Source organism: Subtercola boreus (assembly GCF_006716115.1).
In the GTDB taxonomy this organism is placed as follows: domain Bacteria; phylum Actinomycetota; class Actinomycetes; order Actinomycetales; family Microbacteriaceae; genus Subtercola; species Subtercola boreus.
The window spans coordinates 1,917,404-1,931,972 of record NZ_VFOO01000001.1 but is presented as its reverse complement, the minus strand read 5'-3'; the positions used below and the strand labels follow the sequence as shown (position 1 = coordinate 1,931,972).

General features: G+C 69.7%; 8 protein-coding genes. 4 read left to right on the top strand and 4 right to left on the bottom strand.

Annotation, left to right across the window (positions count from 1 at the left end):
- Positions 1–43: 43 nt before the first annotated feature.
- On the bottom strand, positions 44–2,926 hold the full coding sequence (locus tag FB464_RS09015; protein ID WP_170151876.1) for a rhomboid family intramembrane serine protease: 2,883 nt from the start codon (positions 2,924–2,926) through the stop codon (positions 44–46).
- A gap of 204 nt (positions 2,927–3,130) precedes the next feature.
- Between FB464_RS09015 and FB464_RS19790 the strand changes: the two genes are divergently transcribed.
- The 4 genes from FB464_RS19790 (at position 3,131) to FB464_RS09000 (ending at position 7,531) form a co-directional block, all read left to right on the top strand.
- Positions 3,131–3,400 (top strand): hypothetical protein, encoded by a 270-nt coding sequence (locus FB464_RS19790; protein ID WP_170151877.1) that lies wholly within the window; start codon positions 3,131–3,133, stop codon positions 3,398–3,400.
- Positions 3,401–3,526: 126 nt separating this feature from the next.
- A complete protein-coding gene (locus FB464_RS09010; RefSeq protein ID WP_116414164.1) occupies positions 3,527–5,164 on the top strand; it encodes an ABC-F family ATP-binding cassette domain-containing protein in 1,638 nt (545 codons plus the stop codon).
- Entirely contained in the window at positions 5,161–5,853 is a 693-nt protein-coding gene (locus tag FB464_RS09005; protein WP_170151878.1) for a DUF1697 domain-containing protein, read from the top strand. The genes FB464_RS09010 and FB464_RS09005 overlap by 4 nt, the downstream gene beginning before the upstream one ends.
- Before the next feature lie 415 nt (positions 5,854–6,268).
- On the top strand, positions 6,269–7,531 hold the full coding sequence (locus FB464_RS09000) for a DNA polymerase IV (protein WP_116416494.1): 1,263 nt from the start codon (positions 6,269–6,271) through the stop codon (positions 7,529–7,531).
- A gap of 131 nt (positions 7,532–7,662) precedes the next feature.
- Here the strand turns inward: FB464_RS09000 and treZ are convergent, their stop codons facing one another.
- The 3 genes from treZ to glgX all read right to left on the bottom strand — a co-directional run bounded on the left by treZ (position 7,663) and on the right by glgX (position 14,544).
- The gene (gene treZ / locus FB464_RS08995) at positions 7,663–9,849 is read right to left on the bottom strand and encodes a malto-oligosyltrehalose trehalohydrolase (protein ID WP_246092988.1); all 2,187 of its coding nucleotides are present in this window, start codon (positions 9,847–9,849) and stop codon (positions 7,663–7,665) included.
- A gap of 12 nt (positions 9,850–9,861) precedes the next feature.
- Positions 9,862–12,273 (bottom strand): malto-oligosyltrehalose synthase, encoded by a 2,412-nt coding sequence (gene treY / locus FB464_RS08990; RefSeq protein ID WP_116414166.1) that lies wholly within the window; start codon positions 12,271–12,273, stop codon positions 9,862–9,864.
- 66 nt (positions 12,274–12,339) lie between these two features.
- A complete protein-coding gene (gene glgX, locus FB464_RS08985; RefSeq protein ID WP_116414167.1) occupies positions 12,340–14,544 on the bottom strand; it encodes a glycogen debranching protein GlgX in 2,205 nt (734 codons plus the stop codon).
- Between the last annotated feature and the right edge of the window lie 25 nt (positions 14,545–14,569).

Genomic DNA, 14,569 nt, shown 5'->3' with positions numbered 1-14,569 from the left:
CTTCAGGGTAGCTTCTCCCGGTGAACGGATGCCCGGCAGCAGGTCAGCGCTGCAGCCCCATCTTCGCGATGCCGAGCAGCGACTCGTGCGGCAGGAACGCCCGCGTGAGCCCGAGCGCGATCTTCGGCAGGTCGCCTTCGTCACGGTACAGCAGGCTCATCCGTTCGTAGCGCGGGTTGAACTTCGTCTTGAAGTTGTGCAGCGACTGGAATCCGTAGAGCGGCTCCAGCACCTTGCCGAGCGAGTCGAGCACCGCGTCGATCCCGCTCGCCTCGTACCCTGCGGCGTGCGCGAGGGGAGCACCCGAGAGCGACACGAACAGGGCCCCCTCGGCCTGGAAGTGCAGGCACGACGACGCGATCAGGTACTCCATCACGGGCCGGAAGGCTCCGTCGTCGCGCCGCCGCATCAGGTCGAGGGTCCAGCCGCGCACGGTGTCGTCGGCACCGAACACGGGCAACCAGCTCAGCACGCCCTGTACGGTGCCCGATTCATCCAGAGCCAGCGCGGTCTTCACGTGCGGGTCGAGCGCCTCGTCGACACCGCCGAGGGTGAAGCCCATCTCGGGCAAGGCCTTGTCGCCGACCCACTCCTCGGAGATGGCACGCACCTGCGAGACGATCTCCCACGGCTCGTCGGCGAGGGTGGTCATGCGGAAGGTGACCTTCTCGCGATCCGCCCGATTGAGAGCAGAACGGATGACCTGCCACTTCTTTCCCGTCATCTCGAGGGTCGGCAGGTCGATGATCGTGTCTTCGGCGACCTGCAGGTGCGTCCAGCCCTCGGGTGCGACGGCCAGCGTGGCATCGGAGACCGAGAACAGGGCCGGGGCCAACCCGATCCGCTCGCACTCGGCAACCCACTCGGCGATGGTCGCACCCAGCCGGTCTGCCGGGCCGATCGGGTCGCCGAGGGCGAGCGCGACGCCCGAGCGGCGCTGGTAGGCCACAAAGCTCTGGCCGTCGGCGGTGACGAAGTACTGGTTCTCGTCCCACATCGTCATCCAGGACAGGGTGCCGCCGCCGTCGTTCGTGAGGATGGCGAGCGGGGTCCTGCGGGCATCCGTCGTCTGGCGAACGATGCGACGCGACCGCCGCCACGGTACCCGGTACGCGCCGCGGCCGAGCCAGAGTATGACCAGCAGCGCGATCCAGAGGGAGGAGTTCGTCATGGTGACGAACAGGTTCGGTGGAAAGTCGCGCGCGACGATCGCGTAGACGGCGAGGCCCAGAAACTCGAGCACGTTGAACACCCCGAGGATCACGCCGATCACCCAGGGCAGGCGGTGCCCGAGACGCACACCGTTCGCGATCAGGGCGATGACGAGCACGTCGACGGCGACGTCGATCCAGGTGCTCGTTCCGGCCAGGGCGCTGGTGCCCGCGTCGTCGGACGGGAGCAACGTGCCGACAGCCTCGACCACTGCGAGGATGACCAGGCTGGCGAAGGCCAGGATGCGCCACTCGCGACTGCTCGGCCGACCGACCCGGCTCCCGCGCGGCTGAAGGAACGGCACGACCAGCATCACGACGACCACGCCGAGGAAGTGCTGGATGTCGGACATGGTGCCGATGTAGATGAGCGACACGGTGACGTAGGCGAAGAGGGCGAACCGTGCCCGGAGCCGCCACGGGGCCCGGAGCGTCACCAGGACGGCGGCCAGGCACGCGAAGATCCCGCCGGAGGGCCCGACGTCGTAGTTCGTTGTGAGGGCGCTGGCCCAGTCGCTGTCGAACGAGCGGGCGGAGAGCAGGAAGAACGAGGTGCCCACGACGGCTACGATCTGGCCACCGGCGAAGATGCCGAACGCGCGGAACGTGCCGAAGGTGCGCTCGGCCCAGCCGACCCCGACGAGGAGACCGACAACGAGGATGGCGTAGTGGATCGGCAGTCGCGCGAAGAACGTGCCCGTGATGACGGTCCACCAGCGGCCGTCGAGCGTCGACGGCACACCGTATGCGATGTCGGGATACCAGCTGCGTTGGATGATCGGATCCCAGAGGGCCCCGGTGGCGACCGCCGCCACGAGGAAGAGCCCGAGGAGCGAGGCGGTGAACGGGGTGCGGCGGATGGCCAGGCCGACGGGAGCGAAGACAGCGCCGAGCGCGGCCCCTACACCCGCGATACCCGCAACGCCCGGGCCGGCAGTGCTCCCGGCGGTCCCCGGGGTGAGCCCGGCCGAGGCGGCGAGGGGGCTGAGGCTTCCGTCGGTCTCGAAGAGGTCGCTCATCGTGAGGGCGGGGGCAGTGGTGGCAGCATCGGGGGCCCCGGTCGCTGTCGCGGTGGTACCGGCCGTTGCGGGAACGGTGGCGACTGCCGCCGCCGTTTCTGCCGCCCGTCGGCGCGAGCGGTACACCGCGATGGTCGCGACCACCACGATGCCGAGGAGCACTGCGAGCAGCGCGATCCAGGTGAACTGGTGGATGAGCTCCTCCGCCGCACGGCCGAGCATCGTCACGACGAGGGTCACGGCCCCGCTCCAGACGACAGCGCCCGCCACATTGGCGACGAGGAAACGGCGGTACGGCATCCGGAGCGTACCGGCCAGCGGGCCGACGATGACCCGGAGGAACGCGACGAACCGGCCGCCGAAGACAGCGAGGGCGCCCCAGCGGTTCATCAGGCCGATGGCCCGGTGGATGCGGTCGGGGCTGAACCGGGAGGGGAAGCGCCTGGCGAGCACGTACAGCAGCCGCACCCCGAACCGCCGGCCGATGACGTAGCCCAGGGAGTCGCCGACGACGGCGCCGAGAGCGCCGGCGAGCGCGACGGCCCACGGGGAGACGGAACCGCCGAGGGAGACGAGGGTCGCCGCGACGAGGATGGTCTCACCGGGCAGCGGCACACCGACGCTCTCCACCGCGACGAAGGCGAACACGACGAGCAGAACCAGGACGGGAGGAATGGTGCTGAGCCAATGGTCCACGAAAAAGAGCTCCCCCCTCGAAACGACGGCGGGCGTGGGCGCCCCGTCTGGTGGAACCCAGCTTAGAGTCGACGCAGGGTCGTCGCAGCAGACCTGGGCCGGGTGGGGGGAAGGTTCCCTCGAACGGGGGTGTGGGGCACTCAGCTCCCTTGGGGCGGCTCCATTGAGGCGCCGCCGGTGAGGTCTCCGGAGTAGGCTCCCCCCATGAGCCAAGTTGATGTGGGAATCGTCTCGTACACGGTCTCGGCCGATTACATCGCCGAGGTGGGCGCGGACTTCGACAGCGAGGCCGTCGACGATGCCGTGCTCGCCGAGCTGAACAGGCTCGTTCCGGCCGGGGTCGTCGTGCACCGCAACGGCCGGGCGTTCGCTGACGAGAGCGTGGCAGCCGAAGCGCGGCAGATCGACTGGGATGCCCTGTTGAAGCAGATCGATGTGAACCAGATCCTCGCCGATCACCCGCCCCGCCGGTAGCTCCTCTCCTCCACCCTCTCCTCCACAGGCCATCTCGTCTCCTCCACAGGCAGGCTCGGCACAGCCGTTGGCCGCCGGACCTGTGGAGAGCCTTCCCACAGCGCCAGCCCCTGCCACACTGGAACCATGACAGCAACACTCGTCGCGAAGGGCCTCTCCGGCGGCCATGGCCACCGCACCCTCTTCTCCGGCCTCGACCTCACCGTCGCACCCGGAGACGTCGTGGGTCTGACAGGTGCGAACGGGGCGGGCAAGACCACGCTCCTCCGGCTGCTCGCGGGAGTGGATGCGCCGCTCGCGGGTACCGTCTCGCTCGCTCCGGCAGACGCCTTCGTCGGCTGGCTGCCCCAGGAGCACGAGCGCATCCCGGGTGAGAGCATCGCCGAGTACATCGGTCGGCGAACCGGCGCGACCGCGGCGACCCTCGAGATGGAGCGAACCTCCGAGCTGCTCGGCTCTGGCAAGACGGCTGACGCCGACGCCTACTCGGTTGCGCTCGACCGGTGGCTGGCGAGCGGGGCCGCCGATCTGGATGACCGGATTCCCGCCACGCTGGCCGACCTCGGCCTCGGGCTTGATGTGACCCTGCCCATGACGGGGCTCTCCGGCGGGCAGGCCGCCCGTGTCGCGCTCGCGGCGCTGCTGCTCTCACGATTCGATCTCGTGCTGCTCGACGAACCCACGAACGACCTCGACCTCGACGGCCTCGCCCGCCTCGAGAGCTTCGTGAAGGGACTCCGCGGGGGAGTGGTGCTCGTGTCGCACGACCGCGAGTTCCTGGCGCGGTGCGTGACGACTGTGGTCGAGCTCGACCTCGCCCAGAACAGCATCTCTGTGTACAACGGTGGGTACGAGTCCTTTCTGGAGGAGAGGATGACCGCCCGGCGCCACGCGCGCGAGGAGTACGACGAGTTCGCCGCCAAGAAGGCCGACCTCGTGGGCCGGGCCCGCACCCAGCGCGAATGGTCGTCGCAGGGCGTGCGGAACGCGATGAAGAAGTCGCCCGACAACGACAAGATCCGGCGGAAGGCTGCCGCGGAATCGAGCGAGAAGCAGGCGCAGAAGGTCCGCCAGATGGAGAGCCGGATCGCCCGGCTCGACGAGGTCGACGAACCACGCAAGGAATGGCAGCTGCAGTTCACCATCGGGTCCGCCCCGCGTTCGAGCGCGGTGGTCTCGACGCTCGGCGCGGCTGTCGCCTCGCAGGGGTCGTTCACGCTCGGCCCTGTGTCGTTGCAGGTCGACGGCGGCGACCGGATCGGCATCACGGGCCCGAACGGTGCCGGGAAGTCGACGCTGCTGCGCCTGCTGCTCGGCACGCAGCAGCCCACCTCGGGCACGGCGTCGCTCGGCCGGAGCGTCGCCGTCGGCGAGATCGACCAGGCCAGGGCCCTCCTGGCCGGCTCGACGGTGCTGTTCGAGGCCGTCGCCGCAGTCGTGCCCGACATGCCGCTCGCCGAAGTGCGCACGCTCCTCGCGAAGTTCGGCCTGAAAGCCGATCACGTCGATCGCCCCGTCGACTCGCTGTCACCCGGTGAGCGCACCCGCGCCGCGCTGGCGCTGCTGCAGGCTCGCGGGGTGAACCTGCTGGTGCTCGACGAGCCGACGAACCACCTCGACCTGCCGGCCATCGAGCAGCTCGAGCAGGCGCTCGACGCCTACGAGGGCACGCTGCTGCTCGTCACCCACGACCGCCGCATGCTCGAGACCGTCACGCTGAACCGGCAGTGGCGGGTGGAGGCCGGGCAGGTGACGGAGCTGTGAGCGGGCGCGGGTCTGCCGGCGCGGCTTCGGCTGCGGCTGGTGCTGCGGCTGCGGGCGCTCCGCAGCAGTACGTCGGGCTGGTGCGCGGCATCAACGTCGGCGGAAACAACCGCATCACGATGGCCGACTTCAGGGCGATCTTCGAGGGTCTCGGATTCTCCGACGTGAAGACGCTGCTGCAGAGCGGCAACGTCGTGTTCGCCTCCGACAGGCCGCTGGCGCTCGCGGATGTCCGAGCGATCGAGCACGCGTTCGAGACCGCTGCGGGCTTCCGCGCGGGCTTCGTGGTGCTGTCGGCCGCCCAATTCCTCTCGATCCTCGACGCGAACCCGCTCCTCGCCATCGGCACCGACCTCTCGCGCCTCGTCGTCACCTTCCTGCCCCAGCCCCCCGCTGCCGCCCCGGCCCCGGATGCCGCCCCGCCCCCCGATGCCGCCCCCGCCCCGGATGCCGGCCCTGCCGCCGCCGCTGCGTTCGACGCCACCTCGGTCGAGCTGCCCGACGCGGCCTCCACCCTGCCCGAAGTGTTCGCGGCAGGCCCGCATGCGGTCTACTCCTGGCACCCCGACGGCATCTCGAACAGCCGTGTGCCCGTCTCCTTCTGGAAACAGTTCGGCCCCGTCTACACCGCGCGCAACGTCAACACCGCGAACAAGCTCGCCGCCCTCCTCCGCGCCCGCACCCCCTGACCCCCCACCCTCCGTCTCACCCCCCCAGAGCCTCAAACCCCATCGGGTGGGCAGTTTGGGCCCCAAAATCCCTGAGGTGGGGCCCAAATCGCCCACTCGATCTCGGGACGGGGCGGGACGGGACGGGACGGGGCGGGTTGGGGCGGGACGGGATGGGATGGGAGGGGCAGGGTGAGAGGGGAAGGGGGGAGGGGGGAGTGTCGGGGGTGGCGCTTAGGCTGGAGGGGTGAGCGAGGCGAAGCGGGCGGCGGGGTGGGAGTCCCGGCCGATTCCGTCGCGCACGCCCGTGCCCGGTTCGTCGGGTGCCGGAGGGGCGGCCGCGCCCGGGGCGGCAGCGCCCGGCGCGGCAGAGCCCGGCCAGAACGGTGGGCGAGCATCCGGGGCCCGCAGCGGCGGCCGCACAACATCCGGTGCCATGCCCAGCGCGGGCGAGCGTATCTTCGGGGGCGGCGCAGACGACGGTACCTCGACCATGCTGCACATCGACATGGATGCCTTCTTCGCCTCGGTCGAGCTTCTCGAGCATCCGGAACTCCGCGGTCTCCCGGTCATCATCGGCGGTGCGGGCGGCCGCGGAGTCGTCACCAGCGCCACCTACGAAGCGCGGCGGTTCGGCGTGCACTCGGCCATGCCCACCGCCCGGGCGCTCCAGCTCTGCCCGAAGGCGATCGTTCTGCCGAGCCACCATGAGAAGTACCGGCACTACTCGGCGCAGGTGATGAACGTCTTCCGCGACGTCACGCCGCTCGTCGAACCGCTGAGCATCGACGAGGCATTCCTCGACGTGGCGGGCGCGCGGCGGCTGCTCGGCTCGCCCTCCACCATCGGTGCTGCCGTGCGGGCGCGGGTCTTCGCCGAGACCGGGCTCACCTGCTCGGTCGGCGCCGCATCGACGAAGTTCATCGCCAAGATGGCCTCGGGCCGCGCGAAACCCGATGGGATGCTCGTGGTACCGGCGTCCGAGTCGCTCGCGTTCCTCCACCCGCTGCCCGTCGGCGCGCTCTGGGGTGTCGGCGCGAGCACCGCCGAGGCGCTCACCCGCCTCGGCATCCGCACGGTCGGCGACCTCGCCGCCACCCCGCTGCAGACACTGGTCTCGCGGGTCGGCGAAGCGTCAGGCCAGAAGCTCCACAGCCTGGCGAACGGTCACGACCGGCGCTCGGTGGTGACCGAACGGGTGGAGAAGAGCATCGGGCACGAGATGACGTTCGAGTTCGACATGTCGGATCCCCGCCAGCTCCGCCTCGAACTGCTCCGCCTCTCCGACCAGGTCGCGGTGCGGCTGCGCCGGGCGGGGCTCGCCGCGAAGACGGTCGCGCTCAAGGTGCGGTTCAGCGACTTCTCGACGATCTCCAGGTCCCGCACGCTCAGCGAGCCGACCGATCTCGCACAAACCATCTCCGACGCCGCCCGCGACCTCTTCGACCATGTCGGGCTCGAGCAGCGAGTGCGGTTGATCGGGGTGCGGGCCGAGAATCTCGTCGAAGCTCACGAGACCGTGCACCAGCCGTCCCTCTGGGAGGACGAGTCCGCCGCCCCGTCGAGCTGGCGCGACGCGGAAGTCACGGTCGACCGTGTCGCCGAGAAGTTCGGCCGCAACATCCTGAAGCGCGCCTCGCTCGTCGAGCCGGGCCCTCGCGAACGCCGCCGCCCCGACCACCCCGCCCCGCCCGCCTGACCCCGGGCCGCCACCTTTCCCGCCCGGTTCGGCGCACCCGAAGGGCCCCATATCGTCGTCCGGGTCCGCGCTTGGCGCGATATGGGGCCCTTCAGGTGGGCGGGGAGGGTGGGGGTGGGGGCAGGGTGGGGTCAGGGGCGGCGGAAGACCGTGGCCGAGTGGGCGGGGAGGGTGGCGCCGGCAGCGCCGGGCTCGGGGAAGGCAGCGCCGGGGGCGGTGGATGTCGCGGCCTCCGCGGTGGCGGGGAGGGTGGGTGCCGCGGGGCGGGCGTCCGCGAGCACGTCCTGGGTTGCGAGCAGCAGTTCACCCGCGGACGCACCGGGGTCGATGGTCGCGGCGTCGATGGGGGTGTCCGCGAAGTTGATCAGGATGCTGATGCCTCCGCGCCGGAGTTCGAACCACCGCGCTTCTTCGTCGAACCGCACCGCCACCTGCGTGAAGCGGGGGTCGGTGAACTCGGGGGCCTCCCGGCGGAGCGCCGCGAGTTCGCGGTACAGGCGCAGCAGCTTCGTGTGCCGCGTCTCGCCCGAGCCCGAGCCGGTACCCGAACCAGCGCCCGAGCCCGCGCTGGCACCAGAACCGTCGCCCGCCGCCTCGCTCCAGTCCAGCTTCGAGTTCTCGAACGTCGACGGGTCCTGCGGGTCGGGCACCGAGGACTCGTCCCAGCCCATCTTCGCGAACTCCGCGATCCTCCCGCGAGCGGTCGCCTCACCGAGCTCCGGTTCCGGATGCGACGTGAAGAACTGCCACGGAGTCGAGGCCGCCCACTCCTCGCCCATGAACAGCATCGGGGTGAACGGCCCGAGCAGCGTCAGCACCGCGGCGATGGCGAGCTGGCCATCCGTCAGCGACGCGGTCAGCCGGTCGCCGGTCGCCCGGTTGCCGATCTGGTCGTGGTTCTGGTTCGCCACGACGAGCCGCCAGGACGAGGTGTGGGCCGTGTCGATCGGCTTGCCGTGGTTCCGCTCGCGGAACGACGAGTACGTTCCGTTGTGGAAGAACCCCTCGGTCAGCACCTTGCCGAGCGCCGCGAGCGAGTCGAAGTCCTCGTAGTAGCCGGTGGTCTCCCGCGTGAGCGCGACGTGCACCGCGTGGTGGAAGTCGTCGCTCCACTGCCCCGCGAGCCCGTACCCGTCGCTCTCCCGCGGGGTGAACATCACGGGGTCGTTGAGGTCGCTCTCGGCAATGAGGGTGAGCGGCTTTCCGAGGAAGCTCGAGAGGGCATCCACCTCGGTCGACAGCTCGGCGAGCAGGTGGGGGTCGGATGAATCGTGCAGGGCGTGCACGGCATCGAGCCGCAGCCCGTCGACGTGGTAGTCGTTCAGCCACATCAGCGCGTTGTCGATGATGTAGCGGCGCACCTCGGCCGAGCCCGGGCCGTCGAGGTTGATCGCCGAGCCCCAGGTGTTCGCGGCGGCGTCGTTCAGGTATGGACCGTACAGCGGCAGGTAGTTGCCGCTCGGTCCGAGGTGGTTGTAGACGACGTCCTGGATGACGCCGAGACCTGCCGCATGGCAGGCATCCACGAAGCGCTGGTACCCTTCCGGCCCGCCGTAGAGCTCGTGCACGGCGAACCAGAGCACGCCGTCGTAGCCCCAGTTGTGCGTGCCGTTGAAGGCGTTGACCGGCAGTAGCTCGACGAAGTCGACGCCGATCGACACGAGGTGGTCGAGCTTTTCGATCGCGGCATCGAGCGTGCCTTCGGGCGTGAAGGTGCCGAGGTGCAGCTCGTAGATCTCGCCGCCCGCGAGCTGCCGGCCCTTCCACGCCTGGTCGTGCCAGGTGTAGGTGGCCGGGTCGTAGGTGCGAGAGAGTCCGTGCACGCCCGAGGGCTGGCGACGGGAACGCGGATCGGGCAGCACCTGCTCGTCGCTGACGCTCGGCGCCACGGCATCGTAGATCGGGCCCTCGGATGCCCGCTGCAGCTCCGAATCGGGCTCCAGGCGATCGCTGCCGGGCTCCGGGCCGTCGGCGCCCGCATCGGCGTAGGAGTCCCCGTCGTCGTCGGGCGGGGTGTCGGAGTCGGCCGGAACCACCACGTAGCCGTAGTCGGCCTCGAGGAACCCGTCGAGGCCGGGAGCCGTCCACCAGCCGTCGCCGCGCGGCTCCATCGGGACCGACCGGAGCCCGCCGGTGGAGCCACCGGCACCCGCAGCACCCGCACCCGCGGCATCCACATCCGTCGTCGCCGGGTCGGCGCCCGCTGCCGCCGTCGCCGCCGCGAGGTCGACCGCCTCTTCGGAGGCGCCCACCTCCCGCAGCCGCAACGTCACCGCTGACGCCCGCGGCGCCCACACATCGAACTGTTTGATCGCCATGTCGCTTCGCCTCTACGCTTCGGTTGCCGGCGCGAGCAGCGCGACCGGGTATTCATCGAGCAGGTCTGCCAGAAGGATGCGGGAGCCGTCGAACGACCGGCCCGTGATCACGTCGACGACGCGCGCCGCATCCAACTCGAGAGAGGTGTCGCCCCAGCCGCCGGCGGCTGCGAGACCGACGGGCAGCCGCGTCGCGACAGTCACGGCCTGGTCGCGGTCGAACGCGATGACGTGAGCCGCCGCGGAACCTGTCGCGACCAGCGGACGGTAGCCCTCGAACAGTCCCGGCCGGTCGCGCTTCAGCCGCAGCGCCCGAGACGTGACCAGCAGTTTCGCCGCTCCGGTCGCATCGATCGCCGGCCGCAGCCCGCCGTCGATCGACGCCAGCAGTGTGCGCCGCTTCGCGTAGTCGATCGGTCGCCGGTTGTCGGGGTCGACCAGCGACGTCTCCCACAGCTCGCTGCCCTGGTAGACATCGGGCGAACCGGGTGCGGTGAGCTGCAGCAGCTTCAGCGAGAGCGAGTTCGACCAGCCGGGCTGTTCCACCTTCGCGATGAACGCCGACAGGATCGCGGTCACAGCCGGATTGTCGAACACACTGTCGATGAGCCCGTGCATCTTCGCTTCGAAAGCTTCGTCCACGTCGAGCCAACCGGTCGAGTCGCCGGCCTCGCGGGAGGCCTTCTCCGCGTAGGCGTGCAGCCGCTCCCGTGACGCCGGCCACGCGCCGACGATGGCCTGCCAGAGCAGGTTCTCGAGCTGGGCGTCGCCGAGCGGGGTGAGCGAGCGGAGCTGGCGCAGAGTGGATGCCCACTCCTCCGGCAGCTCGGAGATGACGCTGATGCGTGCCCGGGTGTCCTCCCCGCGCTTGGTGTCATGGGTCGAGAGGGTGGTCATGGCGTGCGGGTAGTTCCGGAGGCGCGCCACCTGGCGTTTGTGGAACTCGGCCACATCCACCGCGAACTCACCCGGATCGGCCCCGACCTCGTTCAACGAGGTGAGCCGGTTGTAGCGGTAGAACGCCGTGTCTTCGACGCCCTTCGCCATCACCATGCCGGAGGTCTGCTGGAAGCGCTTCGCGGCCTCGTTCGACGCATCCGAGAGCGCCGGGAGGATCGCCTCGATCGCGGACGCCAGTTCCGGCCGATGCGACACGGCAAGAGACGCCGCAGCCTCGAGCTGGTCGAGCCCGAGCGGCAGGTAGGAGCGGTACACCGGGAAGCAGGTGAGCAGTTCGGCGATCGCGTCGGCGACCGAGTCGTCGAGAACGTCGATGCCGGAGGCGTCGGGCCCGGACGCGCCCGGGCCAGCCGCGCCACCCGCCAGCGCTCCCGCAGCGCCGTCGAGAGCACCGCTCGCGGCGAGGTCACGCTGGATGCGCAGCACCTCCGAGCGCAGGATGCCGTCGGCGATGCCACGCTTCGTGGTGTGGATGAGCGACTCGAACGAGGCGGGCACGGGCCGGTCGTCCGTTGCCGACGCCTGGTCGAGGGCATCCAGCGCCGCCTGCCCGGCAGGGTCCACCAGCACCCGGTCGAAGTCGGCCAGTGCGTCGTACCCCGTCGTGCCCGCGGTGGGCCACGATGACGGCAGCTGCTCGCGCCCCTCGAGGATCTTCTCGACCAGCACGTAGCCCTGTCCGGTGAGCGTCGCAAGACGTTCGAGGTAGCCTTCCGGGTCGCGGAGCCCATCGGGGTGGTCGACCCGCAGGCCGTCGGCGAGGCCTTCGCGGAACCAGCGCGCGATCTCGACATGCGAGTCGTCGAAGACGATCTGCTCCTCGACCCGGATGCCCGCGAGCGAGTTCACGGCGAAGAAGCGCCGGTAGTTGAGCTTGTCGTCGGCGCGCCGCCAGTCCATCAGCTCGTAGTTCTGGCGTTCGAGCACGGCGGTGGGGGAGCCCGCAGACGCGGTCCCCGGCGCGATCGGGTACACGTTGTCGTAGTAGTGCAGCTCGTCGCCGACGATTTCGAGCCCTTCGATCTCCTCGCCCGCGACCGGTGCCGAACCGAGCACAGGTATGCGCACCTTGCCCTCGCCGAACGACCAGTCGACGTCGAAGTACGACGCGAACGCCGAGGAGCGGCCGTGCTTCAGCAGGTCCCACCACCAGCCGCTGATGGTGGGCGTCGCCACACCGACATGGTTCGGCACGATGTCGATCAGCACGCCGAGCCCCAGGGCGCGCGCGGCGGCTACCGCGGCATCCAGACCCGCCGCACCGCCCCGGTCGGGGTCGATGACCGAGTGGTCGACCACGTCGTAGCCGTGGTCGCTGCCCTTCTCGGCCTTCAGGAGCGGGGAGAAGTAGAGCCAGTCCGCGCCCAGATCGTGGATGTAGCCGGCTGTGGCCGCCGCATCGTCGAGAGTGAACGAGGGGGTGATCTGCAGGCGGTAGGTCGACTTGGGGGCAGGAGCAGGCATGGGTCTCGTCTCGTGGAGACCCCGCGGGAACCCGGCGAACCGGGCCCCCCGCGGGGTGATGAGGGGCTAGCCGGCCGACGGCCGGGTGGCAGGGATGATCGTGGGAATCGCACCCGTCATGCTGCTGAGCGACGCAGCGACGGAGTGATCGGGGTCGGTGGTCTCGCGACGGTGGGCGCGCAGCACCATCATCGATTTCGGCCAGACGGTGAGCACGTCACCGGGGCGGGAGGGTGCCTCGTCGGTGGCCTGGCCCGCCGTGTCGATCACGACGTCCCACGCCGAACCGTACTCGGCCGAGGGGAGGGTGAACGCGACATCCGAATCGTCTGCATTGAAGTAGACGAGGAAGTTCACGTCGACGACACGCTCGCCGCGGTAGTCGCGGCCCCGGATGCCCTGCCCGTTGAGGAACACGCCGAGCGAACGGTGGAGCGGTGCATCCCACTCCTCCGGCTCCATCTCGAGCGCGTCGGGGTTCAGCCACACGATGTCGGGCAGGGGCTCGCCGCGCCCGCGCCGCACGGGCCGGCCGTCGAAGAAGCGCGATCGCCGGAAGGTCGGGTGCTCCTTACGGAGCCGCATCAGGGCCGCGGTGAACTCGGTGAGGGGTTCGTCGGCGCGCTTCCAGTGCACCCACGAGATCTCGTTGTCCTGTGCGTAGGTGTTGTTGTTGCCGTTCTGGGTGCGGCCGAGTTCATCGCCGTGCAGCAGCATCGGCACGCCCTGGCTGAGCAGCAGCGTCGCGAGGAAGTTGCGCTGCTGGCGGGCGCGCAGGCTCCGGATGGCGGTGTCCTCCGTCGGGCCCTCCGCCCCGCAGTTCCAGCTGCGGTTGGAGGCCTCTCCGTCGTTGCCGTCTTCGCCGTTGGCGTCGTTGTGCTTCTCGTTGTACGAGACGAGGTCGGCCAGCGTGAAGCCGTCGTGCGCGGTGACGAAGTTGATCGACGCCACAGGGCGTCGGCCGGAGTGCTCGTAGAGGTCGGCCGAGCCGGTGAACCTCGACGCGAACTCGCCGAGCGTCGACGGCTCGCCGCGCCAGAAGTCGCGCACGGTGTCGCGGTACTTGCCGTTCCACTCCGACCACTGGGGCGGGAAGTTGCCGACCTGGTAGCCGCCCGGCCCGACGTCCCAGGGCTCGGCGATCAGTTTGACCTGCGAGACCACCGGATCCTGCTGCACGAGCTCGAAGAAGCTCGACAGGCGGTCGACGTCGTAGAACTCGCGCGCCAGGGTGCTTGCGAGGTCGAACCGGAAGCCGTCGACGTGCATCTCGGTCACCCAGTACCGGAGCGAGTCCATGATGAGCTGAAGGGAGTGCGGATGCCGCACGTTCAGGGTGTTGCCGGTGCCGGTGTAGTCCATGTAGTACCGCTTGTCATCGTCCATGACCCGGTAGTACGCCTCATTGTCGATGCCCCGGAAGGAGATCGTCGGGCCCAGATGGTTGCCCTCGGCGGTGTGGTTGTACACGACATCCAGAATCACTTCGATGTTCGCCGCGTGCAAGGCCTTGACCATGCCCTTGAACTCCTGGACCTGCTGGCCGCGCTCGCCGGCCGAGGAGTAGGAGCTGTGCGGGGCGAAGAAGCCGATCGTGTTGTAGCCCCAGTAGTTCGAGAGGCCCTTGTCGAGCAGCGTGCTGTCCTGCACGAACTGGTGCACGGGCATCAGTTCGAGCGAGGTGATGCCGAGCTTCTGGAGGTGCTCGATGGTCGCCGGGTGCGCGATGCCGGCGTAGGTGCCGCGCTGGTCCTTCGGGATCTCGTGGTTGAGCTCGGTGAGCCCCTTCACGTGCGCCTCATAGATGATCGTGTCCTGGTAGGGCACCTTCAGCACGCGGTCGCCCGACCAGTCGAAGAACGGGTTGATCACGACGCCGAACATCATGTGCTTGGCCGAATCGAGGTCGTTCTCGCTGTCGGGGTCGCCGAAGTTGTACGAGAAGAGGGACTGGTCCCAGTCGATCGTTCCGCTCGTCGCCTTCGCATACGGGTCGAGCAGCAGCTTGTTCGGGTTGAACCGCTGCCCGTTCGCCGGGTCGTATGGCCCGTACACGCGGTAGCCGTACCGCTGGCCCGGCTGCACCTGCGGCAAGTAGCAGTGCCAGACGAACGCGTCGACTTCGTGCAGCAGCACGCGCGTCTCCGCACCCTTCTCTCCGAACAGGCAGAGTTCGACTTTCTCGGCACCCTCACTGAAGAGGGCGAAGTTGGTGCCGCTGCCGTCGAAGGTCCCCCCCAACGGATACGCGGATCCAGGCCAACTGTCCACAGGTCACTCCTCAAGATTGCACGGC